This is a genomic window from Gemmatimonadales bacterium (assembly GCA_036279355.1).
In the GTDB taxonomy this organism is placed as follows: domain Bacteria; phylum Gemmatimonadota; class Gemmatimonadetes; order Gemmatimonadales; family GWC2-71-9; genus DASQPE01.
The window spans coordinates 19,858-43,455 of sequence record DASUJH010000045.1 but is presented as its reverse complement, the minus strand read 5'-3'; the positions used below and the strand labels follow the sequence as shown (position 1 = coordinate 43,455).

The 23,598-nt window shown below is 71.0% G+C and carries 26 protein-coding genes; 21 read left to right on the top strand and 5 right to left on the bottom strand.

The window, feature by feature from the left end:
* The first annotated feature begins 13 nt into the window (after positions 1–13).
* The 9 genes from rpsH (at position 14) to map (ending at position 5,391) form a co-directional block, all read left to right on the top strand.
* Positions 14–409 (top strand): 30S ribosomal protein S8, encoded by a 396-nt coding sequence (rpsH, locus tag VFW66_11180; GenBank protein ID HEX5387256.1) that lies wholly within the window; start codon positions 14–16, stop codon positions 407–409.
* Positions 410–419: 10 nt separating this feature from the next.
* On the top strand, positions 420–959 hold the full coding sequence (gene rplF, locus VFW66_11175) for a 50S ribosomal protein L6 (protein HEX5387255.1): 540 nt from the start codon (positions 420–422) through the stop codon (positions 957–959).
* Positions 960–961: 2 nt separating this feature from the next.
* The gene (rplR, locus tag VFW66_11170; GenBank protein HEX5387254.1) at positions 962–1,333 is read left to right on the top strand and encodes a 50S ribosomal protein L18; all 372 of its coding nucleotides are present in this window, start codon (positions 962–964) and stop codon (positions 1,331–1,333) included.
* A gap of 223 nt (positions 1,334–1,556) precedes the next feature.
* Complete coding sequence (gene rpsE, locus VFW66_11165) at positions 1,557–2,045, top strand: 30S ribosomal protein S5 (GenBank protein ID HEX5387253.1); 489 nt, start codon at positions 1,557–1,559, stop codon at positions 2,043–2,045.
* A 1-nt stretch (position 2,046) separates the two neighbouring features.
* Positions 2,047–2,304, top strand: coding sequence for a 50S ribosomal protein L30 (rpmD, locus tag VFW66_11160; GenBank protein HEX5387252.1), 258 nt, complete (start codon positions 2,047–2,049; stop codon positions 2,302–2,304).
* A 2-nt stretch (positions 2,305–2,306) separates the two neighbouring features.
* Entirely contained in the window at positions 2,307–2,759 is a 453-nt protein-coding gene (gene rplO, locus VFW66_11155) for a 50S ribosomal protein L15 (GenBank protein ID HEX5387251.1), read from the top strand.
* Positions 2,760–4,073 (top strand): preprotein translocase subunit SecY, encoded by a 1,314-nt coding sequence (gene secY / locus VFW66_11150; GenBank protein ID HEX5387250.1) that lies wholly within the window; start codon positions 2,760–2,762, stop codon positions 4,071–4,073.
* A gap of 17 nt (positions 4,074–4,090) precedes the next feature.
* Positions 4,091–4,642, top strand: a complete 552-nt coding sequence (locus VFW66_11145) for an adenylate kinase (protein ID HEX5387249.1) — start codon at positions 4,091–4,093, stop codon at positions 4,640–4,642.
* Positions 4,639–5,391: a type I methionyl aminopeptidase gene (gene map, locus VFW66_11140; protein HEX5387248.1), complete on the top strand. Its 753-nt coding sequence runs from the start codon at positions 4,639–4,641 to the stop codon at positions 5,389–5,391. The genes VFW66_11145 and map overlap by 4 nt, the downstream gene beginning before the upstream one ends.
* A 6-nt stretch (positions 5,392–5,397) precedes the next feature.
* Here map and VFW66_11135 read toward each other — a convergent pair whose 3' ends face one another.
* Complete coding sequence (locus VFW66_11135) at positions 5,398–6,024, bottom strand: cyclodeaminase/cyclohydrolase family protein (protein HEX5387247.1); 627 nt, start codon at positions 6,022–6,024, stop codon at positions 5,398–5,400.
* 45 nt (positions 6,025–6,069) lie between these two features.
* Positions 6,070–6,888, bottom strand: coding sequence for an inositol monophosphatase family protein (locus tag VFW66_11130; protein HEX5387246.1), 819 nt, complete (start codon positions 6,886–6,888; stop codon positions 6,070–6,072).
* Between the two features lie 35 nt (positions 6,889–6,923).
* Here VFW66_11130 and trpS point away from each other — a divergent pair, with 35 nt between their 5' ends.
* The 5 genes from trpS (at position 6,924) to VFW66_11105 (ending at position 12,621) form a co-directional block, all read left to right on the top strand.
* Positions 6,924–7,913 (top strand): tryptophan--tRNA ligase, encoded by a 990-nt coding sequence (gene trpS / locus VFW66_11125; GenBank protein HEX5387245.1) that lies wholly within the window; start codon positions 6,924–6,926, stop codon positions 7,911–7,913.
* A 24-nt stretch (positions 7,914–7,937) separates the two neighbouring features.
* Positions 7,938–9,095, top strand: coding sequence for a PilT/PilU family type 4a pilus ATPase (locus VFW66_11120; GenBank protein HEX5387244.1), 1,158 nt, complete (start codon positions 7,938–7,940; stop codon positions 9,093–9,095).
* Positions 9,096–9,108: 13 nt separating this feature from the next.
* On the top strand, positions 9,109–10,158 hold the full coding sequence (locus tag VFW66_11115; GenBank protein HEX5387243.1) for a M28 family peptidase: 1,050 nt from the start codon (positions 9,109–9,111) through the stop codon (positions 10,156–10,158).
* 163 nt (positions 10,159–10,321) lie between these two features.
* Positions 10,322–11,602 carry an adenylosuccinate synthase gene (locus tag VFW66_11110; protein ID HEX5387242.1) on the top strand — a complete coding sequence of 427 codons (1,281 nt, stop codon included), beginning with the start codon at positions 10,322–10,324 and terminating at the stop codon, positions 11,600–11,602.
* Positions 11,599–12,621 carry a YpdA family putative bacillithiol disulfide reductase gene (locus VFW66_11105; GenBank protein ID HEX5387241.1) on the top strand — a complete coding sequence of 341 codons (1,023 nt, stop codon included), beginning with the start codon at positions 11,599–11,601 and terminating at the stop codon, positions 12,619–12,621. Before VFW66_11110 ends, VFW66_11105 begins: the two co-directional genes overlap by 4 nt.
* On the opposite strand, the gene VFW66_11100 is transcribed toward VFW66_11105, so the two are convergent.
* From VFW66_11100 to VFW66_11090, 3 genes are all read right to left on the bottom strand, one after another.
* Positions 12,600–13,760, bottom strand: a complete 1,161-nt coding sequence (locus VFW66_11100) for an HD domain-containing phosphohydrolase (GenBank protein HEX5387240.1) — start codon at positions 13,758–13,760, stop codon at positions 12,600–12,602. The genes VFW66_11105 and VFW66_11100 overlap by 22 nt on opposite strands.
* Positions 13,757–15,805 (bottom strand): HEAT repeat domain-containing protein, encoded by a 2,049-nt coding sequence (locus VFW66_11095; protein ID HEX5387239.1) that lies wholly within the window; start codon positions 15,803–15,805, stop codon positions 13,757–13,759. Before VFW66_11095 ends, VFW66_11100 begins: the two co-directional genes overlap by 4 nt.
* Positions 15,806–15,988: 183 nt before the next feature.
* Positions 15,989–16,285 carry a hypothetical protein gene (locus tag VFW66_11090; GenBank protein ID HEX5387238.1) on the bottom strand — a complete coding sequence of 99 codons (297 nt, stop codon included), beginning with the start codon at positions 16,283–16,285 and terminating at the stop codon, positions 15,989–15,991.
* A 181-nt stretch (positions 16,286–16,466) separates the two neighbouring features.
* On the opposite strand from VFW66_11090, the gene VFW66_11085 reads away from it, so the two are divergent.
* The 7 genes from VFW66_11085 (at position 16,467) to priA (ending at position 23,548) form a co-directional block, all read left to right on the top strand.
* Positions 16,467–17,813, top strand: a complete 1,347-nt coding sequence (locus VFW66_11085; GenBank protein HEX5387237.1) for a glycine--tRNA ligase — start codon at positions 16,467–16,469, stop codon at positions 17,811–17,813.
* Positions 17,810–18,097: a hypothetical protein gene (locus VFW66_11080; protein HEX5387236.1), complete on the top strand. Its 288-nt coding sequence runs from the start codon at positions 17,810–17,812 to the stop codon at positions 18,095–18,097. Before VFW66_11085 ends, VFW66_11080 begins: the two co-directional genes overlap by 4 nt.
* Positions 18,094–18,378 (top strand): hypothetical protein, encoded by a 285-nt coding sequence (locus VFW66_11075; GenBank protein HEX5387235.1) that lies wholly within the window; start codon positions 18,094–18,096, stop codon positions 18,376–18,378. Before VFW66_11080 ends, VFW66_11075 begins: the two co-directional genes overlap by 4 nt.
* Positions 18,379–18,382: 4 nt before the next feature.
* Entirely contained in the window at positions 18,383–18,646 is a 264-nt protein-coding gene (locus tag VFW66_11070) for a hypothetical protein (protein ID HEX5387234.1), read from the top strand.
* A 37-nt stretch (positions 18,647–18,683) separates the two neighbouring features.
* Complete coding sequence (locus VFW66_11065; GenBank protein ID HEX5387233.1) at positions 18,684–19,598, top strand: histone deacetylase; 915 nt, start codon at positions 18,684–18,686, stop codon at positions 19,596–19,598.
* Between the two features lie 429 nt (positions 19,599–20,027).
* A complete protein-coding gene (locus tag VFW66_11060; GenBank protein ID HEX5387232.1) occupies positions 20,028–21,053 on the top strand; it encodes a dipeptide epimerase in 1,026 nt (341 codons plus the stop codon).
* Positions 21,050–23,548, top strand: coding sequence for a primosomal protein N' (gene priA / locus VFW66_11055; GenBank protein ID HEX5387231.1), 2,499 nt, complete (start codon positions 21,050–21,052; stop codon positions 23,546–23,548). Before VFW66_11060 ends, priA begins: the two co-directional genes overlap by 4 nt.
* Positions 23,549–23,598 lie beyond the last annotated feature (50 nt).

Here is a 23,598-nt window from a genome sequence, read left to right as displayed (position 1 = left end):
GGGACGAGGGATGATGAACCTCACAGATCCCGTCGCGGACATGCTCACCCGCATCCGGAACGCCTGCGCCGCGGGCCACCGGCGGGTGGATATGCCGGTGTCCAAGCTCAAGAGCGAGGTCGCCCGGCTGCTGCGCGACAATCATTACATCGCGGACTTCAAGGTGCTCGACGACGGCACCCACAGCGTGCTGCGCCTGTACCTCAAGTACCACAACGACGAGCCGGTCATCCGGGAGCTGCGCCGGATCTCGACTCCGGGCCTCCGGCGCTACGTCAAGTGCCGGGAGATCCCGCGGGTCAAGAACGGACTCGGGATGGCGATCGTCTCCACCCCGAAGGGGCTCATGACCGACCGCGAGGCGCGCACCGCCCGGCTGGGCGGCGAGCTCCTGGCGCTCGTCTGGTAGGGAGGCGCGCATGTCCCGCATCGGCAAGAAGCCCGTGGCGATCCCGAAGGGCGTCACCGTGGCGCTCACCGACCACACGATCTCGGTGAAGGGGCCCAAGGGTGAGCTCAGCCGCCGCCTCCACCGCGACATGCAGGTCGCGGTAACCGACGCCGAGGTGACAGTGGCGCGCCCGAGCGACGAGAACCGGCACAAGGCGCTGCACGGCCTCACCCGCACCCTGGTCCAGAACATGGTGGACGGCGTCTCGCGTGGCTATCTCAAGACCCTCGAGATCCAGGGCGTGGGTTACAAGGCCGAGGCCAAGCCGTACGGCGTGAACCTGATCGTGGGCTACTCGCACCCGGTCAAGTACGAGGCCCCGAAGGGCATCAAGATTTCGGTGGACAACAATACGCTCGTGAAGGTCGAAGGCGCCGACAAGGAGGTCGTGGGCCAGGTGGCCGCCGAGCTCCGCAACGTGCGCCCGCCGGAGCCGTACAAGGGCAAGGGCATCCGCTACCAGGGCGAGCAGGTCCGCCGCAAGGCCGGCAAGACAGGAGCGAAGTAAGCATGCGCGCGATCCATGCCCCGCGTACCCGCGGCGATCGGCGCTACCGGCGCCACCTCCGCGTGCGCAAGCAGGTGCACGGCACGGCCGAACGGCCGCGGCTCGTGGTTTTCCGCTCGCTCAAGCACATCTCGGCGCAACTGGTCGACGACGACCGGGGCGTCACGCTCTTCGGCGTGAATGACCGGAGCGAGGGCGTGCAGGCGGACGGCGCGAGCAAGGTGGCGCGCGGCAAGGCCACGGGCAAACGCCTCGCCGAAAAGGCGCGCGCGGCTGGAATCACCCGGGTGGTGTTCGACCGCGCCGGATACCGTTACCATGGTCGTGTGCAAGCCGTCGCAGACGGCGCACGCGAAGGCGGACTGGAGTTCTAGCATGGCAGACGAAAAGCAGAGCGCGGCGCCCGAGGGCAGCGGCCCGACGGCAGATACCGGCACCGGAGCCCCCGGGGGCGATCAGCGCCCCGGCGCGGCAGAAGCTCCAGCAGCCGCCGAGCGGCCCCGGGGCCGCCGCGGTGGCGGGGCCGGCGGCCGGGGCGGACGCGGCGATCGTGGCCCCCGGCGCGACCGGGACCGCGATCGCGACCACGGCAGCGACATGGTCGAGAACGTGATCGCCATCAACCGCGTCGCCAAGGTCGTGAAGGGCGGCCGCCGCTTTTCGTTCAATGCGCTCGTGGCGGTGGGCGATGGCCGTGGCAAGGTCGGCATCGCGACGGGCAAGGCGAACGAAGTGTCCGAGGCGGTGCGGAAGGCGGTCGAAGCGGCCAAGCGCGCGATGGTGGACCTTCCGCGCACCGGGTCCACCATTCCGCACGAGGTGGTGGGCGAGCACGGCGCCGGACGCGTGCTGCTCAAGCCCGCCGCGACTGGCACCGGCGTCATTGCCGGCGGCCCCGTGCGCGCCGTGCTCGAGTGCGCCGGCGTCACCGACATCCTCACCAAGAGCCTCGGCTCGAGCAACGCGCACAACATGGTGCGGGCCACCATGAACGGCCTCTCGCGGCTGGTGAGCGCACGGCAGGTGGCGCGCGAACGCGGCATCGAGATCGATCAGATCGCCTACCGGCCGCGGCAGGAGGTCTGACATGGGACGCAATCCGGTCGTCGGGCGCCAGGGTCCCGGCCACCACGCCGCGGTCATCCCGAGTGAAGATGCGGCCGCGACGCTCGCGGTCACCCAGATTCGCTCGGAGATCGGGCACGCCGAGCGGCTCCGCCGCACGCTCAAGGCCCTCGGATTGAGGCACCACCAGCAGACGGTGCAGGTACCCAACAACGCATCCGTTCGCGGCATGCTGTTCAAGGTGCGCCACCTCGTCGACGTGGCGCCGGCCAAGGAATGACGATGGCAGACGACCGCAAGATCACCCTCTCGACGCTGCGCCCGCCGCGGGGCAGCACCCAGGCGCGCCGGCGCGTTGGCCGCGGGCCCGGATCGGGGCTCGGCAAGACGTCGGGCAAGGGCCACAAGGGACACAAGGCGCGCACCGGCGGGTCGACCAACCCCGGCTTCGAGGGCGGCCAGATGCCAATGTACCGGCGCCTTCCGAAGCGCGGCTTCACCAATCCATTCAAGGTCGTGGCGCAGCCGGTCAACCTGGCGCAGCTCGACAAGCTGTCCGGACCGGCCGTCAATCCAGACACCCTCCACGCCGCGGGGCTCATCGGCAAGCGAGACGCCCCCGTGAAGCTGCTCGGCACCGGCGAGGCCGGCCGGGCATACACGGTGACCGGCGTGGCGATTTCCGCGTCGGCGCGCCAGAAGATCGAAGCCGCCGGCGGCACCATCGAGGCGTAAGTGACCGCACCTCGCGTTTCCACGTTCCACATCGATGAGGAGCTCAAGCGCAAGCTCCTCTTTACCCTGCTCGCGCTCGTCATCTACCGGGTCGGCGCCCACATCGCCGCACCCGGGGTCAATGTCGCGGCGCTGGCCGACTTCATCCGGAACTCGGGCGCCGCCGGGTTCTTCGGGCTCTACGATACGCTGGGCGGCGGCCTCTCGCGGGCGACGGTGTTTGCCCTCGGGATCATGCCGTACATCTCGGCCTCGATCATCTTCCAGCTGCTCGGCGGCGTGTCGCCCTCGGTCGGCAAGATGCAGAAGGACGAAGAGGGCAGGAAGAAGCTGACCCAGTGGACCAGATACATGACGGTCGGCATCTCGCTCGCCCAGGCCTATACCTTCGCCCTCTTTACCGAGTCCATCCCCGGCGCCATCGAGAATCCGGGCTTCGCGTCGCGCCTCGTCATGGTGGTGACGCTCACCGCCGGCTCGATCTTCGTCATGTGGCTCGGCGAGCAGATCACCGAGCGCGGCATCGGGAACGGGATGAGCCTTCTCATTACGTTCTCGATCCTGGAGCGGCTCTGGCCGGCCACGGTGCAGCTCGTACAGTTCATCAAGGCGGGGTCGGTCACGGTGCTCGGCACCGTGATCTTCATGGCCGTTCTGCTCGGCGTGATCGCGGCCGTGGTGGCGATGACGATCGCCGCGCGGCGCATCCCCATCCAGATCCCGCGCAAGGTGATGGGACGCGGGCGCATCCGCGAAGGCCAGAAGACCTTCATCCCCATCCGCCTCATCACGGCGGGCGTGATGCCCATCATCTTCGCGCAGACGATCATCATCGTGCCCGGCACGCTGGCGACCTTCACCAAGTCGCCGGTCCTGCAGGATCTGGCCACCTACTTCGCGCCCGGCAACATCGCGTACGATCTCACGTTCGCCGTGCTCACGGTGCTGTTCACCTACTTCTACACGTCCATCATCTTCAACTCGGTGGACCTGGCGGAAAACCTGAAGAAGCAGGGCGGCTTCATTCCCGGCGTGAAGCCGGGTGCCAGCACCGCCGACTACATCGATGCCGTGCTCGCGCGGGTGACGCTCCCCGGCGGCCTGTTCCTCGCCTTCGTCGCGATCCTGCCGGTCATCGTGTCGGATCAGGTGAACATCCAGGCGCGGTTCGGCGGCACCTCCGTGCTGATCGTGGTCGGCGTGCTGCTCGACACCATCGCGCAGGTGGAACAGCACCGCACGCTCAGGAAGTACGACGGCTTCATGAAGACCGGCCGGGTGAAGTTCCGCGGCAACCAGCAGCGCTACATGTGACCGCTTATTACCTGCTGATGGGGCCGCCTGGGGCCGGCAAGGGCACCCAAGGCGCCATCCTTGCCGAGCATCTTGGTCTGCCGAAACTCGCCACCGGAGATCTGCTCCGCGACGCCGTCAAGCAGGGCACTCCGCTCGGCCGGAAGGCCAAGGCGGTGATGGAGGCCGGAAACCTGGTCAGCGACGATATCATCCTCGGCATGGTCCGCGAAGAGCTGGACAAGCCGGCGGCCGCCGGCGGCGCCATCCTCGACGGCGTGGTGCGGACCGTGCCCCAGGCCGAAGCGATGGAGAAATTGCTGGGCGAGCGCGACCGGCGGCTCGACGCCGTGCTCTTTTTCGATGTTACCGACGAAGAAATCCTCTCCCGGCTCGAGCGGCGCCGCTCGATCGAGGGCCGCGCCGATGACGACCCCGCCGCGGTAGCGACCCGGCTCAAGGCATACCGGTCGCAGACCGCGCCGGTGCTCGCCTGGTACGACGATCGGCGACTGGTGAAGCGGGTGCCCGCCGTGGGCGCGGTGGACGACATCGCCGGACGGGTGCGGAGGGCGATCGGGGAGGCATGATCACGCTCAAGTCCCCCCGGGAAGTCGACACCATGGCCCGGGCGGGACGAATCGTCGCGGGCGTGCTCGCGCTCATGCGCGACACCGTGAAGCCCGGTATCAGTACCGCAGCGCTGGACGCCGAGGCGGAGGCATTCATCCGGAGCCATCCGGGCGCCACGCCGTCGTTCAAGGGCCTCTACGGGTTCCCCAAGACGCTCTGCACCTCCATCGATCAGGAAATCGTGCACGGCATTCCGTCGACCAGGCGCGTGCTGGCCGAGGGCAGCATCGTGAGCGTGGACGTAGGGGTGCAGCTCGAAGGGCTGCATGCCGACTCGGCGGCGACTTTTGCCGTGGGGCGCACCGCACCGGCAACGCAGCGCCTGCTCGACGTGACCCAGCAGTGCCTCGCCGCCGGGATCGCCGCGGCTCGGGTGGGCAACCACATCGGCGACATCGGGCACGCGGTGCAGCGGGTGGCTGAGGCGGCAGGGTACGGCGTGGTACGCGAGCTGGTGGGGCACGGCATCGGCACGCGGTTCCACGAGGAGCCGCAGGTGCCGAACTACGGCGCGCCGCGCCGCGGGCCCCGGCTGCTCGAGGGCATGACGATCGCCATCGAGCCGATGATCACGGTCGGCAACCCCATCACCCGCACGCTGGCCGACAAGTGGACCGTCGTCACGGTGGATGGGAGCCTCTCGGCCCACTTCGAGCATACCGTCGCGATTACCGGCGATGGGCCGCGGATCCTCACCGCGGCGTAGGGCAGCTCACGCCCACTCGCTGAGCCGCCGCAGCACCCGCGCTTCCGTCGCCTCGACCAGCTCCAGCCGCTCCAGCGCCTGCTCGCACATCCGCTCCGCCTCGCGGTCCTCGTGCATCCGCCGCAGGTTGGAGCGGATCGCCCAGTACGCCGCGCGGCTCGCCGCGGCGCCGAGGAACGCGGCGGAGGCCGCATCGCCGGCCGCACTTCGGAGCCCGCGGTCGGCCAGCACTTCGGCGAGGTCGACCGTCTCTCCGGCGAGCAGCAGCAGCTCGTACTGCACCGCCGCCGCCGCCTTGAGCGCCGCGTCGCGCGCCGCCCCGCGCCGCGCGATCTCGGCCTCGGTGCCGCGGGGCAGCGCGAGCGCCTGCAATACCTCGTCGAACGCCTCGATGTCCTCGCTCGCGAGCGCCAGCAGCCGGCGGCGGAGCGGCTCCGCCCGCGCGAGTGCCGCCGCCGATTCGCTTCGCACCGCCGCGTAGCTCTCCCGGCGTCCGGTGAGCGCCGCCACCATGCCGACGAGCGCCGCGGCGAGTGCGGCGGCGATCGCCGCCGCCGACCCGCCTGCGGGCGTCGCCGACGCAGCGGCGAGCGCATCCGTCCACGTCTCGACCGAATCGTGGCTGCCGATCATGCGTCGTCCTCCACGTACACGATCAATGCGGTCCGAGGTTGTCGATCAGTCCGGCCCGAGTGTCTTGAGTAGCCATGCGTGGATCGGCCGATTGCCCGCCACCACCGGTCCGTGCTCCACGCCCAGATCGCGCCCCGCGAAATCAGTGGCGACGCCGCCCGCCTCACGAATGAGCACGAGTCCCGCCGCGATGTCCCACGCCGAGAGCCGCTGCTCCCAGAACCCCTCGAAGCGGCCGGCCGCGACGTCGACCAGGTCGAGCGCGGCAGAGCCAGCGCGACGGATGCCGGTGGTCGCCGAAGCGACGCGGCCGAACTGTTGCTCGTATTCCTCGAGCTGCGCGAGATCCTTGAAAGGAAATCCCGTGCCGATGAGAGCGTGAGCCGGGTCGGCGATGGGCGACACGCGGAGCGCGCGGGCGCTCCCCGAGGGACCGCCATCCCCCGCCGCGCTGGTCCACGCGCCGCCGCCGCGGGTCGCCCAGTACACCTGATCGAACGGCACCTGATGCACCACGCCGGCCACCAGCTCACCGTCGATGGCCGCGGCGATCGACACCGCGTAGGCCGGGTAGTCGTGCAGAAAGTTGGTCGTGCCGTCGAGCGGATCGACCACCCACACGAGCCCCGCCGTGGTGATCTCGGGCGACAGCTCCTCGCCGACGATAGTGGCCCCCGGAACGCCGCCGAGCAAGATGTCGCGGATGAGCCGCTCGGCGGTGCGGTCGACCTCGGTGACGAAGTCGCGGCTCCCCTTGAGGGTCCAGCCGGCTGGGTCGGCCGGCCGCTCGACCGAGCGAATGAAGCCGGCGGCGCCCGCGGCCGCCGACCGGGCGAGATCAAGTAAGTCTAATGACGACAGCATCTTGTGGCGCCAACTCCGGCAAGCTACCTTGGGTGATGCCCCGCATATTTTCCGGCATTCAACCGTCCGGCGAGCTGCATCTCGGCAACTACCTCGGCGCGGTGCAGAACTGGGTCCGGCTGCAGGACTCCTACGAGTGCATCTACTGCATCGTGGACCTGCACGCCATCACCCGCAAGTACGAGCCGGCGCTGCTGGCGCAGCGCACCCACGAGATGGCGGTCGGCCTGCTGGCCGCGGGCATTGACCCCGAACGCGCGACGCTCTTCGTGCAGTCGCACGTGCCGGCGCACGCCGAGCTCATGTGGCTCTTGAACGCGGTGACGCCGCTCGGCGAGCTGGAGCGGATGACGCAGTTCAAAGATAAGTCGCGGGGAATGGAGAGCATCCCGGCGGGCCTGCTCAACTATCCGATCCTGCAGGCGGCCGACATTCTGATGTATCGCGCGGATCTCGTCCCCGTGGGCGAAGACCAGGTGCAGCATCTCGAGCTCGCGCGCGAAATCGCGCGGCGCTGGAACGCCGAGTTCGGCGGCGGCGCCGACTACTTTCCCGAGCCCAAGCCGCTGCTCACCGAAGCCAAGCGTATCCTGGGCCTCGACGGGCAGGCGAAGATGTCGAAGAGCCTGGGCAACACGATTGCCGTGCTGGCGAGCCCGGAGGAGATCTGGCAGAAGCTCCGTCCGGCGGTCACCGATCCGGCGCGGGTCACCCGCAAGGACCCCGGCACGCCCGAGATCTGCAACATCTACGACCTGCACCGCTACTTTTCGCCGGCGCCCACCGTGGCCGAGGTGGCGGAAAACTGCCGCGGCGCGCGCTGGGGCTGCCTCGACTGCAAGCGCGTGCTGGCCGACAACATTGCCGCGCACTTCGCGCCCATGCGCGAGCGCGCGCGCGAGCTGAACGCGCACCCGGTGCGGGTGGCGGAGCTGCTCGCGGCAGGTGCCGAGCGGGCGCGGCAAATGGCGCGCGCCACGATGGCGGAGGTGCGCGAGCGTATGGGGTTCCTGCCGGTCGACTGATTCTCCGTCCAACGCGGACACGACATGGAAAAAATCATCAAGGCGGCGGTCGAGCGGGGCGCGTCGGACCTGCACATCAAGGCGGGCGACGTCTTCCGTGCCCGCATCAACGGCAAACTCGTGCCGCTCACGAAGCAGCGGCTCACGCCCGAGCAGACCCGCGCCATCGCGCTCCAGCTCATGAGCAGCGACGTAGATCGCGCACGCATCGAGCAGCTGCGCGACTTCGACTGCTCCTGGGGCATGCCGGGTGTGGGCCGCTTCCGGGTCAACGTGCTGCGCCAGCGCTCGTCGTTCATGGTCGTGATGCGCGTCATCCCGTTCACCGTGCCCACGCTCGATGAGCTGGCGCTGCCGGCGGCGCTCGCCCAGGTGGCCGAGTCCGATCGCGGGCTCGTGCTGGTGGCCGGCGTGAGCGGGAGCGGCAAGAGCTCGACGGTCGCCGCGATGATCCATCACGTGAACCGGACCCAGCACCGGCACGTCGTGACGATCGAAAACCCGATCGAATTCCTCCACCGCGACATCAACTGCTCGATCACCCAGCGCGAGGTGGGCGTGGACACCGAGTCGCTCGCCATAGGGCTCCGCGCGGCGCTCCGGCAGGACCCGGACGTCGTCGTGATCGGCGACATGGCGGACGCCGAGACGCTCGACGTGTCGCTCAAGGCGGCCGAGACCGGCCGGCTCGTCATCGCGACGGTGCCGGCGCCGAACGTGGCCGGCGCGGTGGAGCGCGTGCTTGCCACACTCGAACCCGGCGAGCGCGAGATCGGCCGGGTTCGCTTCGGCGAGGCGGTGCGCGCCATCGTGGCCCAGCAGCTTCTGCCGACGCGGAACGGCGCGGGACGGGTTGCGGTGGCCGAGCTGATGGTCGCGACCCCGGCGGTGCGCGACTGTGTGAAGGCGCCGGCGCGGCTCGACGAGCTGGCGGCGCTCATGGCCGCCGCCCGTGACGATGGCATGCAAACGTTCGAGCAGCATCTCCTCGAGTTGGTCGAGGCTGGGCGGATCACGCGTGAGGCGGCGGCGGCCGCCACCGCTGCCATGCCAAGCCCCGCACCGGCTGCGCGCCCCGGCGCCGCGCAAAGCGGCGGGCGCGCGGCCACCCCGAACTCACCCTCCGGTGGCGCACCACAGGCCCCGTCCGGCCGCCGCGGCAAACAGGCCGCGGGCGCGTGATGCGCTCGCGCGGGTGCTCGCCGCCCCGCGCGAGGCCGGCACGCCCGAGGCCCACGCCGCGCGCGATGCGGTCGCGCGGCATCTGAGCGCGTTGGGGTACGCCGTCACGCTCGAGCCGATCCGCTTCACGCCCTCGTCGCTCTGGGCGCTCCCGGTGCTCGGCGCGGGGCTCGGCTGGCTCGGCCTCGTGCTCCTCCCGCTCCTCGTGATGCCGACCGTGACACCGTGGGCCGCGCTCGTCCTTTGGGCCATCGGTGCCGTAAGCCTCACGGCATTGGTCTGGGTGGTGGGCGCGGGCTGGGCGTCGCTCCCGCTCGCCGGCCGGTTGCGCGACGATGCGACCATCGTCGCCACCCGCTCGCCCGAGGTGCGCCGCTGGATCGTGGCACATCTCGATTCCAAGGCGCAGGGACATTCGATGGCGGGGCGGATCGTCGCCGTCTGGCTCGTGCTACTCGCGGCTCTCGCTCTCACGGCGCTCGCCGCGCTCCGGGTACGGGGCGAGCTGCCGATCGTGGTGGCGGGTGCCGGCGCCGCGCTCGCAGTCCTGGCGGGCGCGCTCGCGGGCCGGGGCCGGCTCAAGGGTCGCTCGGTGGGCGCGCGGGACAACGCCAGCGGGCTCTTCGCGGCGCTCACCGTGGCGGAGCACTCGACGGACGACGCCACCGGGTTTCTCATCACGGCGGCCGAAGAATTCGGCCTCGTCGGTGCGCGCGCGTTCGCCCGCGCGCACGCGGCCGCGCTGCGGGGGTGCGAGGTGATCAACTTCGACACGCTGGACGACACCGGCCCCCTCGCCGTGGTGCGCCACGACGCGCGCGGCGCGCCGCTCGCCGCGGCCACCGCCGGTCGGCTCGGCGGCCTCGGTCTTCCGGTGCGGGTGCGGCGGCTCCCGCTCGGTATTCTGGTCGACAGCATGCCGCTCGCCCGCGCGGGCGCCGCCGCCGTGACCGTCGCGCGGCTCGACCGCAGCACGCTCCGCCTGATCCATACCCCGCGCGATGCCGCCGATGGCTTCGCATTCGACACGGCGGAGCGGGTGGGGCGCGCACTCGGCGCCTGAGCGGCGCCATGCATCCGGCGAGGGCGCTGAGCTGGGCAGCGGCGAGCGTTTGACGTTTGCGCCCGCCGCCGCTAACATTGCCGGAGGATGCACGAGCGCCCCCCGCGGGGCTTTTTTGTTGTCGTGAGGAGCGCGCGCGCATGTCGGCGCGCGAGGAGCAGCCATGTTCGATGCACGGACCACCTGCGTGGTGGTCGTGGGCGCGCAATGGGGCGACGAGGGCAAGGGCAAGCTGGTCGACGTCCTCGCCGAGCGGGCCGACATGGTCGTGCGCTATCAGGGCGGCGCCAATGCCGGCCACACCGTCGTCACCGGTGACACCCAATTCATCCTGCAGCAGATTCCTTCGGGCATCCTCCACCCACGGGTCACCTGCGTGGTGGGAAACGGCGTCGTGCTCGACCCCGACCAGCTTTTCGGCGAGCTGGACCAGCTTCGCGCCAGGGGCATCGCCACCGACGGCCGCATCTTCGTTTCCGACCGCGCCCATCTCGTCCTGCCGTACCACAAACTGCTGGATGCCGCCACCGAGCGGAGCCAGAAGATCGGCACGACCGGCCGCGGCATCGGTCCCACCTACGAGGACAAATACGGCCGCCGCGGCATTCGCGTGGGCGACCTCCGCTTGCTCGAGTGCACCCGGCCGGTGCTGGCCGAGCGGGTGGAGCGGGCCAACCGGCTGCTCGAGCTCATGGGAAGCCCCGAGCGCGCCTCGCTCGAGGCGCACGCGGCGCTGCTCGAGCGCTGGGCGCCACGGCTGCTCTCGCTCGCGGCCGACGCGGGCTTGCTGGTCCATCGGGCGGTGCTCGCCGGTCGCCGGGTGCTGCTCGAGGGCGCGCAGGGCGCGCTGCTCGACGTGGATCACGGCACCTATCCTTACGTCACGTCGTCGAACACCACGGCGGGCGGGGCCGCCGTCGGTGCCGGAATCGGGCCCACCGCCATCCACGGCGTGCTCGGCGTGGTGAAGGCGTACACGACGCGCGTCGGCAACGGTCCCCTCCCGACCGAGGCAACCGACGCCGAGGGCGCGCGCCTGCGCGAGCTGGGCGACGAGTTCGGTGCGGTGACCGGTCGCCCGCGGCGCTGCGGCTGGTTCGACGCGACGGTGGTGCGCTACGCGGTGCGGGTGAACGGACTCACCGGACTCGCCGTCACCAAGCTCGACGTGCTCGACACCTTCGCGCAGATTCCGGTGGGCACCGCGTACCGTCTCGACGGCTGCGCCTGCGAGGAGATGCCGGCGGAGGTGGACCTGCTCGGCCGGGTGCAGCCGATCTATGAGGTGCTGCCGGGCTGGCGTCAACCGACCGCCGGGGCCCGCCGGCTCGCCGATCTTCCGATCGAGGCACGCCGCTATCTCGACCGGCTGGAACAGCTCTCCGGGGCGCCGATCCGGTACGTGAGCGTCGGCACCCGCCGCGACCAGATCATCGAGGTATGACAACCGAGTCGACGACGCTTCTCGTGATCGGGGCCGGCCCGTGCGGCCTCGCCGTCGGCGTCGCGGCGCGGCAGGCCGGGATGCCCTGCGTGCTGCTCGACCGCCGAAACATCGTATCCACCATCGACCGCTATCCGCTCGCCATGACGTTTTTCTCGACGCCCGAGCGGATCGAGATCGGCGGCGTGCCGTTCGTCGCGAGCCACGAGAAGCCCACCCGCCGCGACGGGCTCATCTACTATCGGCGCGTGGCCGAGCATTACGCGCTCGACGTGCGTCCGGCGGAGGAGGTGGTGGACGTGACCCGCGACGGCAGCGGGCGCTACCGCCTGCTGGTGCAGCGGCCGCATGACGAGACGAGCTATCTCGCCGAGAACGTCGCGTTCGCGACCGGGTACTTCGACAACCCCAACTTCCTCGGTGTGCCCGGCGAGGAGCTGCCGCACGTGAGCCACTACTTCCGCGAGGGGCACCCGTTCTGGCACCGGCAGGTGGTCGTCATCGGGGCGGGAAACAGCGCGGTAGATGCGGCGCTCGAGTGCTGGCGCGCGGGTGCGGAGGTGACCATCGTCCATCTGGGCGAGAAGCTCGACGCGACGGTGAAGCCCTGGGTGCTGCCGGACATCACCAACCGGATCCGCGAGGGGAGCATCGGAGTGCGCTGGCGCTCGCGGGTGCGGGCCATCACGCCGACCCACGTTGCGATCATGACGGAGGGGGTCTCGGAGGTCGAGGAGCTGGGAGCCGACGCGGTGCTCGCGATGACCGGGTATCACGCCGACACCATGCTCCTCCAGCGCCTCGGCGTGCCGGTGGACGGCGCCAGCGGGATCCCGGCCCACGACGAACGGACGATGTCCACGCCGCTGCCGGGCTGCTATCTCGCGGGGGTCATCGCGAGCGGCAACGATGCCAATCGCCTCTTCATCGAAAATTCCCGCGGCCACGGCGAGCGGATCGTGCGGGACATCATCGAGCGGCAGGGCGCCGCGGCCCGTCAGGCCGCGGCGGTCGGGTGAACCCGCTCCTCCCAGTGCCGCATCATCCCCACGAACGCCCGCGCGATCGTCGGATCGAATTCGATACCCTCCCGGCTCTGAATGTAGCGCAGCGCCTCGACTGATTCCCAGGCCTCGCGGTAGGGCCGCCGCGTGCGCAATGCATCGTACACGTCGCACACGTGGACCAGCCGGCTCACGTAGCCGGCCTCGCGGGGGAAGTGCGGGCACGGGTATCCGCCTCCGTTGATCATCCGGTGGTGCTCGTAGGCCACCGTGGCCGCCAGGTCCAGCTCCTCGTCGCGCTCGAGAATCATCCGCGCCCCTTCGACCGGATGCCGCCGCACCACGTCGCGTTCGGCATCGGTGAGCTTGCCGGGCTTATTCAGGATCTCGCGCGGCACGCAGACCTTGCCCAGGTCGTGCAGCAGTGCGGCGAGGCCGATCGTGCGCAGCACGTCGCCGCGCAGGTCGAGATGCTCGGCGAGACCCATCGCCAGCACCGAGACGTTCATCGAGTGCGTCGTGGTGTACTGGTCGAACTCCTTCAGCTCGAGCAGTGGCAGCACCATCGCCCGGTCCGCGTGCATGGCGAACGAGAGCGAGCGCACGACCGCCTCGGCTTCGACGAGCGGCAGCGCCGTTCCCGCCTGGATTTCTTCGTGCATCCAGGCCACCGCCTCGCGCTCCTCACGCAGCCCGAAGGTGAGCGTCGCGATGGTCGGTGGCGGCTCGAGCACGAGCCGGGGCGCGTCGTCGCTCCGGATCTCGAGCCGCCCCCAGCGAATGTTGCCTCCGCCCGATTGCCAGGTTTCGCTCGTGTCCGAGCCGCGCGGCGAGAGCCGCGCGCCCACGTGGGTCACGAACCGCTCCAGCTCGTCCGCGCCGACCGGACCGGTGAACTCGAGCCGCTCGATGCCGGCGCCGCGCATCCGCTCGGCCCACTCCGAGTCCTCCAGCTCGTGAAGCAGTTCCTGTCCGAACAGCACCTCGGACGGAAGGAAATTGAACTCGAGGCGAGGGTCGCCGGCCTGGAGTTCGGCCAGGTGCTCGGCCGCCTGCGCCACCGCGCGGCGGAACGCGGGGTGAGCGTCGCCATAGAGGTGGAGCCCCGCGACGCCCTTGGCGAAGGCGGTGAGAAACCGGGTCGGGTCGGTCATGACTGCGCCGGCCCCACCGCGGCCTGAAAGGCGGGGTCGGCATGGCGCCGGGCCATCGCCACGACCTTGGCCGCGCCCGGGTCGTCGCTCCAGAACGCGGCCAGCGAGCTCACGGCGGCGAGCACCTCCGGGGATTTGGGCGCGAGGCGGCTCGGGAGCCAACGCCGGCGGGTGAGTGCCAACTCAAGCAGCCGCTCGAGCGCGGTGGGTGTGCGGCTTCCGCCGAGCGCGCGCACGGCGCGGGCGCGCATCTCGCGGTCGCGCCGGCCGTCGGTTGCGATCGCCTCGAGCCGCGACACGGCGTCCGGCGGACAGTCCTCGCACGCCGCGCGGAGAGCGAGGGTGACGACGCGCTGGTCGCTGTCGCCCAGCGCGGTGAGCACCGTTTCGGTGCGGAGCACCGGGCGCGAGAGCCCCAGCTTTACGGCTTCACGCCGTACCGCGGGATGGCTTTCGCGCGCGTACGGCAGCGGGCTGAAGCCCTCCGGCCACTCCCCGATACGCCCGAGCAGGAGCAGCAGATTTCGCTGGACGAACCAGGGTGCGCCGGGCAATCGCTCGATCGCCGCGGTGGCGGCAGTGAGCCCGAGCCCCGCGAGCACGCGGAGCAGCCACGCTCGGGCCCCGCGCTCCTCCCGCGCGGCCAGAGCATCGAGCAGTGGAGGGAGCGCCGCGGCACCGAGCCGCTCGGCCAGGCGCTCGACGAGGGCGCGGTCGCAGGGCGAGTCGTGGAGCGTGTCACGGAGGCGCTCGGGAGTCGCCACCCGCTGCCACAGGATGTCCGTCGCCTCGTGCGGCGGTGCCGCGGCGAGGAGATCGAGCAGCGGGTGCACATCCCCACGGGCCAGCATCGTGTCCACAGCGGCGAGCACACGCGACCCCGCCGATCCGATTTCGAGCCCGATGCGGAGCACGTCCTCGGGTTCGCTGCGAAGCGTCACATCGGTCGAGAGATCGACCGAGCCGCTCTGCACGAGCTGGTCGAGGACGGCGGTGTACGCGCTCGGATTCGGGTCGTCGAGTTGCCATCCCGCCGCAAGGGCCGAGACCTGCTGGCGAAGCACTCCCGCCGCCTCCGGCCGCGCGTGCAGCGCGCCCTGCTCGGCGTGGTGGGCGAGCTTGTGGAGCAGGCGCAGAAGCTGATGCGAAATCGTCTGGCCGCAGGCGCCCGCGGCAGCCTCGAGCACCGCGACAACCGCGTCGACGGCGAGCACCTGGGAGGCATCGAGGGTGAATTGTCGCGCCGCACTCTGATCGGTGCTGGCCGCGAGCAGCCGCTTCAGCGTTGCGGGGTCGAGCTGATTGACGAGGTCGGAGACACGGCGGCGCAGGTGCTCCTCGGCCGGGCTCACGCGACCCGACATCTCCTCGGCGATGCGGGTCAGGTACTCGAGCACGACGCGGTCGTAGGCGACCTCGCCGGCATTGGCGTCGATCGCCCGCGCCACCTCGGATGACTCCGCCGCCCCATCAGCGCCGAGCGCAAGCCGCGCGAGGTCCACCCAGAGCGATGCGCCGTCGCGCGCGCCATCGAGCGCCGTGGTCGGTTCGGCGCCGCGCAGTGCCAGCTTGTCGTATTCCACGGCGGAGAGACGGAGGTGCGGCCAGTGCAGGGTGCCGCCGATCCGCCGGCCGAGCGGCCCTTCTCCGCGGAGCGGGTCGGCGGCGAGCGCGCCGACGAGGTCGTCGATCTCGCTGAGTGATACGCCAGGCTCGAAACGGATCGCGGTCAGCTGGTGCCGGTGCAGGCGTTCCGAGAGATCCCGCAGCAGGGCGTTCTGCGGATCGGTGGCCGCGCCGTCCACGAGGAGCTGGCGGTGCGCCACGCCGAGAGAGACCGGCCCCCGCGCCTCGAGAAGAAGCTCGAGCCGGCGGGCAAACCGGTCGGCCGCGCGGCGGAGTTGCGGATGGCCCTGGGGATAGGTCGAGCGGTTGTGGAGGGCGATGGAGAACTCGACCAGGAACTCGGCCACGTCCCGAGGCAGGGCGGCCGCGGGCTTGCGGCCGCTCGACAGCTCCTGCGAATCGGTCCCGGGCAACTGCATGTCATTCACCTGGTCGGCTGGTCGGGTCAGGAGAGGCAAGTTCGGGGCCTGGGCCCGTGCGCAGAAACGCTTGATTTACAAGGCGATGCGCTCACGCGCATGGGGGCGGGGCCGGCGGGTCGCCGGATTTCTCCACTGGGCGCCTGATTTTGAGAGGGGAGGCGTGACGGCCTGCCGCACCGCCTAGACCAACAAGCCGTCGGTCTCGAAGCTCTCGATGATTCGCTGAACGTCGGCCCGGAGAGCGTCACTCTCGCCCTGCGGGGCGAGTGTCTGCGCGACGGCGTGGGCGATGCTGCTCGGCTCGTGGGCGCCGTCGCAGTAGGTGAGGACGAGCGCCGCGGTGAGGCTGAGCGGCCCGCTCCGCCGGCCCTGCCCGTCGCGCAGGGCGAGGCCGCCGGGCGCGGGCTGGAAGCGGAGGTCGGCGCGAGCGCGGGGACAGCGTCGACGTGGAGTTCGGGAGCCGGATTGGTTTTGCACATCACAAAGCTACCGCCAGATCCCGGGGCCGGCAAGATCGGCCGCGTCGCTTCCGGCCGGGTACCATGTGGCTCCCACCAAACGGCGCTCCCGCCTTCCTTGCCCGCGCCGCCGGCCCCTCGTATCTTCCGCCGCCACTTCGGTATGGACCATTCCCCTCACGCACTGGTGTAGCTGGCCGATGGCCGAATCCCTGATGGACAAGCTCGTGTCGCTCGCCAAGCGGCGCGGATTCGTGTTCCAGTCGTCCGAGATCTACGGCGGCCTGGGCTCCGTCTGGGACTACGGCCCGCTCGGCGTCGAGCTCAAGCGGAACGTCAAGAACCGCTGGTGGGACGCAATGGTCCACGAGCGCGACGACATCGAAGGACTCGACGCCGCGATTCTCATGCACCCCAAGGTGTGGGAAGCGTCAGGCCACGTGGCGGGCTTCACCGACCCGCTGGTCGACTGCCGACATTGCAAGAACCGGTTTCGCGCTGACGACCCTCGGATCAAGGGCACGCCCGGCCAGCCCGATGCGCAGTGCCCCGTCTGCGGCTCGCGCGGCACGCTCACCGAGCCGCGACTCTTCAACCTCATGTTCAAGACGTTCATGGGACCGGTCGAGGAGCAGGCAGCCGTCGTCTATCTCCGGCCGGAGACGGCGCAGGGCATCTACGTCAATTACCTCAACGTCCTTAATACCGCGCGGCAGAAGATTCCGTTCGGCATCGCGCAAATCGGGAAGGCGTTCCGCAACGAGATCACGCCGGGCAACTTCATCTTCCGCACCCGCGAATTCGAGCAGATGGAGATGCAGTTTTTCGTGAAGCCGGGGACCGACATGGAATGGTTCGAGCGCTGGAAGGAATGGCGCATGGCGTGGCATCGCGGCCTGGGGCTCGATCCGGCGAAGCTCCGCTTTCACGCGCACGGCCCCGACGAGCTGGCCCACTACGCGCGCGCCGCGTTCGACATCGAGTACGAGTTTCCCTTCGGCTGGCAGGAAATCGAAGGCATCCACAACCGCACCGACTTCGACCTCACGCGTCACCAGCAGTACTCCGGCAAGCGGCTCGACTATTTCGACCAGCCCGCGAACGAGCGCTACGTGCCCTACATCGTCGAGACCTCCGCCGGCGCCGACCGGGTGACGCTCACCCTGCTCGTTGACGCCTATCGCGAGGAGCAGGTGGAGGGCGAGACTCGCGTGGTGCTGGGCCTGCATCCGGCGCTCGCGCCGATCAAGGCGGGCGTGTTTCCGCTGGTGAAGAAGGACGGCATGCCGGAGCTCGCCATCGAGGTCTACCACGCGCTCCGGCGCCGGTTTTTCTGCTTCTACGACGACAGCGGCGCCATCGGGCGGCGATACCGCCGGATGGACGAGGCGGGCACGCCGTTCTGCATCACGATCGATGGCGACACCATCGCGGACCGGACCGTCACCGTGCGGCATCGGGACTCGATGAGCCAGGACCGTGTGTCGCTCGACCAGCTTGATGCCTTTCTCTTCGATCGCATCGATCCGGTATATTCGACGCGATGACCTACGAGACCATGACCACGCTGCTGCCGGCCGAGGTGCTCCGCCGCGCCCGGGAGTTCTTCGCCGAGCGGGTGCCGCTCTACGCGGCGTATCCGGAGAAGGAGGGGCCGGACTACCTCGTGTTGCGCGGCCAGGGCGGGGAGGAGATCGCGTTTGCCGCCATCGCGGGTGAGGCGGGCACGCGGGTGCGGGGCTCCACGCTGCTCTTCGATCAGGTGGTGGATCGCTTTCTCTCGACCTTGCCCGCGGTGGACGCCGCGGGCGCAGAGTCGGAGCCGGCGTGAGCGCGCGCGACGGCGCGGCGGGCAACGGCGCCCTGCCGGTGCGCGTCATGGTGCCGGACGTATGGGACGAGGTCGAGTTGCTGCTGCCTGCCTCGGCGTCGCTCGGCGAGCTCAAGCGCCGCGCGCTCGAGCGCACCCGCGTCGCGCGGGATCCCGCGGAGTACGTCGTGAAGTTCCGCGGTGCGGAGCAGCCGGACGAGGCGCGCACGCTGGCCGAGACCGGCGTGGTGCCCAACGCGGCGCTGATCGTGCTTCCGCGGCGGCGCCGTCCGGTGCGGTAGCGCCATGGGGCCGCTGTCGCCCATCGCCGCGCGCACCGCCACAGTGCTGGCGTCAGCCTTTCTGGGGTTTGACGGCGCCGCGGTGGTCGTGATCGGCGTCTGGACGCGGCACCCGCTCGTCGCCGTCGCGGGGCTCTGCCTCTTCATCGCGTCGGGCCTCATCCTCGTGTACTGGCGCTGGCACCGGCGGCAGCTCGACGAGATCGCCGCCGCGCGCAACGCGCTGGTCACCGCCGAGCACTCGCTGCGCCATCTGCTCGGCGGGTGACGGGCCGGCGGCCTCCTCCTGCCGCGGTAACGCCCGGATGCCGGTTCGCGTCTTTACCCATCCCGCCTGTTTGCTCCACGACGCGGGGCCGGATCATCCGGAATCGCCGGCGCGGCTGCGTGCCGTGCTCGAGCGCCTGGGCGATGAACCCGCGGCCGAGCTCGTCACGGCACCGGAAGCGCGGCGCGAAGATCTTCTCGTCGTGCACCCCGAGCCATATCTGCGTCGCCTCGAGTCGCTGAGCGCGCGCGGCGGCGGCGTACTTTTCCTCGATACCATGATGAACGGCGCGAGCTGGTCCGCGGCAACGGGCGCGGCCGGCTCGGTCGTGTCCGCCGTTGAATCCGTGCACCCGGCATCGGGCGGCCGCGGCGCGGCGTCGCACGCCTTCGCCGCGGTGCGGCCGCCGGGACACCACGCCCTCGCGTCGACGGGAATGGGCTTCTGCCTGCTCAATAACGCGGTGATCGGCGCGCGCGCCGCCCAGCGGCTCGGGCGCGAGCGGGTGCTGATCGTCGACTGGGACGTGCACCACGGCAACGGGACACAGGCGCTGGTCGAGCACGACGCCGGCATCCGCTACGTCTCGCTGCATCAGTGGCCATGGTATCCCGGCACCGGCGCCGCGGAGGAGCGCGGTGTAGGCAACATCTTCAACGTGCCGCGCGGGCCGGGGCGCCCCGCGTCGCTCTATGTCGACGATCTCTGGGCGGCGATCCTGGCGGCGACCCGCGGGTGGGAGCCGGAGCTGGTGCTCGTCTCGGCGGGGTTCGACGCGATGCGGGGCGACCCGCTCGGCGGGTTCACGCTGGAGCCGGAGCATTACGCCGAGCTCACTCGGCGGCTACGGGAGCGGATGCCGGACGTGCCGATTGTGGGCGTGCTCGAGGGAGGTTACGTGCCGGAGCGCCTCGCCGACGGGGTGGCGGCGCATGTGCGGGCGCTCGCGTGAGCCGCGCGGTCGGTGCTCCGTGTAATTGTGAGCCGGGATCGCGGTCGGTGCCACTCCGCGGACTGCAGTTCGCTCAACTTGAGAGATCCCAAGCGGGGCTACCGCTCACTGACGCCCGCTGCGCGGCACCGACCCCGATCGCGGCTCACCGCCGCCCCAAAGCTCGAGCGCTCGGCGCCACTGGCATCGCCGCGCTCTGGGAGAGTGGCCGGCGGCGGAGAGAAACGCGGGGGCTGCCCCGGACGGACGCATCAGTGAGCCGTAGCCCCCCTTGGGATCTCCCCGATCGAGCGAACTGCAGCGGCCGGGAGGGGCGGTCCCCGCGTTTCTGTCCGCCCCACACGGACCCCCGCTGCAGCGCGCTGCGACGCCGTAGCGCCCCCGCCGCCCGCCCGCGATATTCCACGCCGTCCCCGACCGAGGTCCGCCGTGCCCCCCGCGCTCCATCTCGAAGCCGAGCCGCTCGACCTCCACACGCGCCATCCGTTCATCATCGCGCGCGGCGGACGCGCGGAGCACCGCACAGTCTGGGTGCGCGTTACCGACCGCGACGGCGCGGTCGGGTGGGGCGAGGCGGCGCCGAGCCCGTACTACGGCGAGACACCCGACACGGTGCTCGCCGCGCTCGGCAGGTACCGGCCCGAGCTCCCGGACGATCCGCTCGATCTCGACGCAGCCGACGCGCGGTTCGCTCGCGCGCTCGCCGGAAATCCGTCGGCGCGCGCCGCGCTCTCGATGGCGCTGCACGACCTCGCCGGCAAGCGACTCGGTGTCCCGCTCTGGCGCTTCTGGGGACTCGACCCCACCACGGCGCCTCCGTCCACCTTCACCATCGGGCTCGATGCGCCGGACAAGATGCGGGCCAAGGTGGCCGAAGCCGAGCCCTATCCGGTCCTCAAGGTGAAGCTCGGGACGCCGCGCGACGTGGAAATTCTCCGCACCATCCGCGACGCGACCAGCAAGGAGTTGCGGGTCGATGCCAACGGATCCTGGACCCGCACCCACGCGCTCCGCATGCTCCCGCTGATCGAGGAGTACGGCGTCACCGTGCTCGAGCAGCCACTCCCGCCGCGCGATCTGGCGGGGCTCGCGGCCGTGACCCGCGCGGCCCGGATTCCCGTCATTGCCGACGAGAGCTGCCTCGTCGCCGCCGACATCCCGCCGCTCGCCGGCGTCGTGGACGGAATCAACATCAAGCTCGCCAAGTGCGGCAGCCTGCGCGAAGCGCTGCGGATGGTGGCGGTCGCCCGCGCGCACGCGATGACCGTGATGCTGGGCTGCATGATCGAATCGTCGATCGCGATCACCGCGGCGGCGCACCTCGCTCCGCTGGTCGATCTCGTGGACCTCGACGGGGCCGCGCTCCTCTCCGACGATCCCTTCGTCGGCGCGGGCATCGATGCCGGCCGGCTTTCGCTTCCCACGGCACCGGGGCTCGGCGTCCGCGCGCGATGATCGGGTTCGCGCGGGTGGCACTCCCGCTGCCGCTCTCCACCGCCTACACCTACCGCATTCCCGAAACGCTCGCCGATCGCGTGTCGGCGGGCGCGCGCGTGGTCGTGCCGGTGCGGCGGCGCGAGCTCGTCGGCATCGTGGTCTCCGTCGACGATGCACCGTCTGCCGGATCGGACGGCGTGCCGCTCAAGGACCTGCTCGCCGCGCCCGATGCGGAGCCGGCCATGCCCGCGCCGCTGCTCCGCGCGGCGGAGTGGATGGCGGGCTACTACGGCGCGCCGCTCGGCCTCGCGCTTCGCGCCGCATTGCCGGCAGGGCTCTGGGGCGCATCGCGCGTAGTCGCGACCCTCGAGCGGGCACCGAGGACCGTGGGCGGTCTTGCCGGTCGAGTGCTCGCGTGGCTTGAAGAGCAGGGTGGTGAGGCGGCGGTCGCATCGATGGCGCGCGGACTGGGTCGAAGCGTGTGGGACGCGCTCGATCGGCTTGCGCGCGTGGGCGCGGTCTCGCTCCGGGTCGAGCCGCCCGATACCTCGGCGGCGGTCATCACCGAGCGGCTCCTCGTGCTCGCCGAGCCGGCGCCGACGCTGCTCGAGCGCGAGGCGCTCTTCCGGCGCTCGCGCCGCCAGCGCGAGCTCTACGAGGCGCTCGAGGGTCTGGGTGGCCACGCGCCGGTGCGCCACGCGGTCGAGCAGCTCGGTTTCAGCGCCGCACTGGTGCGCGCGCTGGTACGGCGCCGGCTGGCGCGGGTCGAGTCCACCGAGCGCGTGCGCGATCCGTTCGCGGTGCTCCCGGCAACGCCGCCGCCCGAGCATCTCACCGGCGACCAGGCCGCCGCGCTTCATGCGATCGGTACGCTCGCGCCCGGCGAGGGGGCGCTGCTGTTCGGCGTCACGGGAAGCGGAAAGACGCTGGTCTATCTGGAGGCCGTGCGGCGACTGCTCGCCGCAGGGCACGGCGCGATCGTTCTAGTCCCCGAGATCGGCCTCACGCCCCAGACGGTGAGCCGGTTCCGCGGCGCGTTCGGCGACGACGTCGCGGTGCTCCACAGCGGCCTCTCCGATGGCGAGCGCGCCGACGCCTGGCGCCTGCTGCGCCGGGGCGAGCGCCGCGTCGCGGTCGGCGCACGCTCGGCCGTGTTCGCGCCGGTCCAGCGACTCGGCATCATCGTGCTCGACGAGGAGCACGAGGCCACCTACAAGAACGGCGAGACGCCGCGCTACCACACGCGCGACGTGGCCGCCGTGCGCGCCCGGCTCGAAGGCGCCGCGCTCGTGCTCGGGAGCGCTACGCCCTCGCTCGAGACGCTGGCACTCGCGCTCGCGGCTCCGGTGCAGGCGGTCTCGCCGGCATCGCGGCAGGTCGCGCCGCCGGAATCGTCCCCTGCTCCCGCACCGCGGCGGCTCCAGATGGTGCGCCTCCCCGAGCGCATCGGCATGCGGCCGCTGCCGCCGGTCGAGCTGGTCGATCTGCGGACGGCGCCGAAGGTCGCGGACACGGGTCCGGTGGCCTGGTCGGAGCCACTCGACGGCGCCGTCGGCGCAGTGCTCGCGCGCGGCGAGCAGGCGTTGCTGCTGCTCAACCGGCGCGGCTGGGCGTCGTTCCTGCAATGTCCCGACTGCGGCGAGGTGTGGCAATGCCCGCGCTGCTCGGTCTCACTCACGGTGCACCGGCATCCGTCCGCATTGCGCTGCCATTACTGCGGGCACGAGGAGCCGATGCCGTTCACCTGTCGCGCATGCGCCAGCCCGGTGTACGAGATGCGCGGGGTCGGCACTCAGCAGCTCGAGCGCGTGCTCGCCGAGCGTTATCCGGCGGCGCGCGTGGCGCGGATGGACCTCGACGCCACGAGCACCAAGTGGTCGCACCAGCGCATCCTGGGTGCAGTCGAGCGGGGCGAAGTGGATCTGCTCGTCGGCACGCAGATGATCGCGAAAGGGCTCGATTTCCCCAACGTCACGCTCGTGGGCGTGGTCGACGCCGACACCGGCCTGCACCTGCCCGACTTCCGCTCGGCCGAGCGGACCTTTCAGTTGCTGGCGCAGGTAGCGGGGCGCGCGGGCCGCGGGCCGAAAGGCGGCCGCGTGCTGGTCCAGACCCGGAGCCCGCGACATCCGGCGCTGGTACACGCGGCGCAGCACGACACCGAGGGATTCCTCGCCGCCGAACTTGGGACCCGTCGGGCGCCGCCGTATCCGCCGATCGTGGCGCTGGTGAATCTCATCGTCTCGGGGCCGGCCGAGCGGGCCGTGAGCCGCCGCGCGGCGCAGGTGGCCGACTGGTGCACGGCGGTCGCGGCGCGGCACGCGCTCGCCGTCGAGGTGCTCGGGCCCGCGCCGTGCCCGCTCGCGCGGATCAAGGACCGCTGGCGCTGGCACGTGCTGCTCAAGGGGCCTTCGCGCGTGCTCGGCCGCGTGGTGCGTTACGCGGCCCGGCGGCCCGCGCGCCGCGGCGATACGCGGGTCGTCATCGATCGCGATCCGGCGTCGGTGCTCTGACCGCCCGGCGTTTCCAACCCACGCGTTCCCGCGAACCGTCGCGCGCGCAC

Excerpts from the sequence above, each read along its gene's own strand:
- VFW66_11120 (HEX5387244.1), top strand. The coding sequence starts at position 7,938 with ATGGAAAAAATCATCAAGGCGGCGGTCGAGCGGGGCGCGTCGGACCTG.
- rpsH (HEX5387256.1), top strand. The coding sequence starts at position 14 with ATGAACCTCACAGATCCCGTCGCGGACATGCTCACCCGCATCCGGAAC.
- VFW66_11085 (HEX5387237.1), top strand. The coding sequence starts at position 16,467 with ATGGCCGAATCCCTGATGGACAAGCTCGTGTCGCTCGCCAAGCGGCGC.
- rplR (HEX5387254.1), top strand. The coding sequence starts at position 962 with ATGCGCGCGATCCATGCCCCGCGTACCCGCGGCGATCGGCGCTACCGG.
- VFW66_11070 (HEX5387234.1), top strand. The coding sequence starts at position 18,383 with ATGGGGCCGCTGTCGCCCATCGCCGCGCGCACCGCCACAGTGCTGGCG.
- VFW66_11095 (HEX5387239.1), bottom strand. The coding sequence starts at position 15,805 with ATGCAGTTGCCCGGGACCGATTCGCAGGAGCTGTCGAGCGGCCGCAAG.
- rpsE (HEX5387253.1), top strand. The coding sequence starts at position 1,557 with ATGGTCGAGAACGTGATCGCCATCAACCGCGTCGCCAAGGTCGTGAAG.
- priA (HEX5387231.1), top strand. The coding sequence starts at position 21,050 with ATGATCGGGTTCGCGCGGGTGGCACTCCCGCTGCCGCTCTCCACCGCC.
- map (HEX5387248.1), top strand. The coding sequence starts at position 4,639 with ATGATCACGCTCAAGTCCCCCCGGGAAGTCGACACCATGGCCCGGGCG.
- rplO (HEX5387251.1), top strand. The coding sequence starts at position 2,307 with ATGGCAGACGACCGCAAGATCACCCTCTCGACGCTGCGCCCGCCGCGG.
- rpmD (HEX5387252.1), top strand. The coding sequence starts at position 2,047 with ATGGGACGCAATCCGGTCGTCGGGCGCCAGGGTCCCGGCCACCACGCC.
- VFW66_11065 (HEX5387233.1), top strand. The coding sequence starts at position 18,684 with ATGCCGGTTCGCGTCTTTACCCATCCCGCCTGTTTGCTCCACGACGCG.
- VFW66_11130 (HEX5387246.1), bottom strand. The coding sequence starts at position 6,888 with ATGCTGTCGTCATTAGACTTACTTGATCTCGCCCGGTCGGCGGCCGCG.
- rplF (HEX5387255.1), top strand. The coding sequence starts at position 420 with ATGTCCCGCATCGGCAAGAAGCCCGTGGCGATCCCGAAGGGCGTCACC.
- VFW66_11110 (HEX5387242.1), top strand. The coding sequence starts at position 10,322 with ATGTTCGATGCACGGACCACCTGCGTGGTGGTCGTGGGCGCGCAATGG.
- VFW66_11135 (HEX5387247.1), bottom strand. The coding sequence starts at position 6,024 with ATGATCGGCAGCCACGATTCGGTCGAGACGTGGACGGATGCGCTCGCC.
- VFW66_11100 (HEX5387240.1), bottom strand. The coding sequence starts at position 13,760 with ATGACCGACCCGACCCGGTTTCTCACCGCCTTCGCCAAGGGCGTCGCG.
- VFW66_11105 (HEX5387241.1), top strand. The coding sequence starts at position 11,599 with ATGACAACCGAGTCGACGACGCTTCTCGTGATCGGGGCCGGCCCGTGC.
- VFW66_11145 (HEX5387249.1), top strand. The coding sequence starts at position 4,091 with ATGGGGCCGCCTGGGGCCGGCAAGGGCACCCAAGGCGCCATCCTTGCC.
- VFW66_11080 (HEX5387236.1), top strand. The coding sequence starts at position 17,810 with ATGACCTACGAGACCATGACCACGCTGCTGCCGGCCGAGGTGCTCCGC.
- trpS (HEX5387245.1), top strand. The coding sequence starts at position 6,924 with ATGCCCCGCATATTTTCCGGCATTCAACCGTCCGGCGAGCTGCATCTC.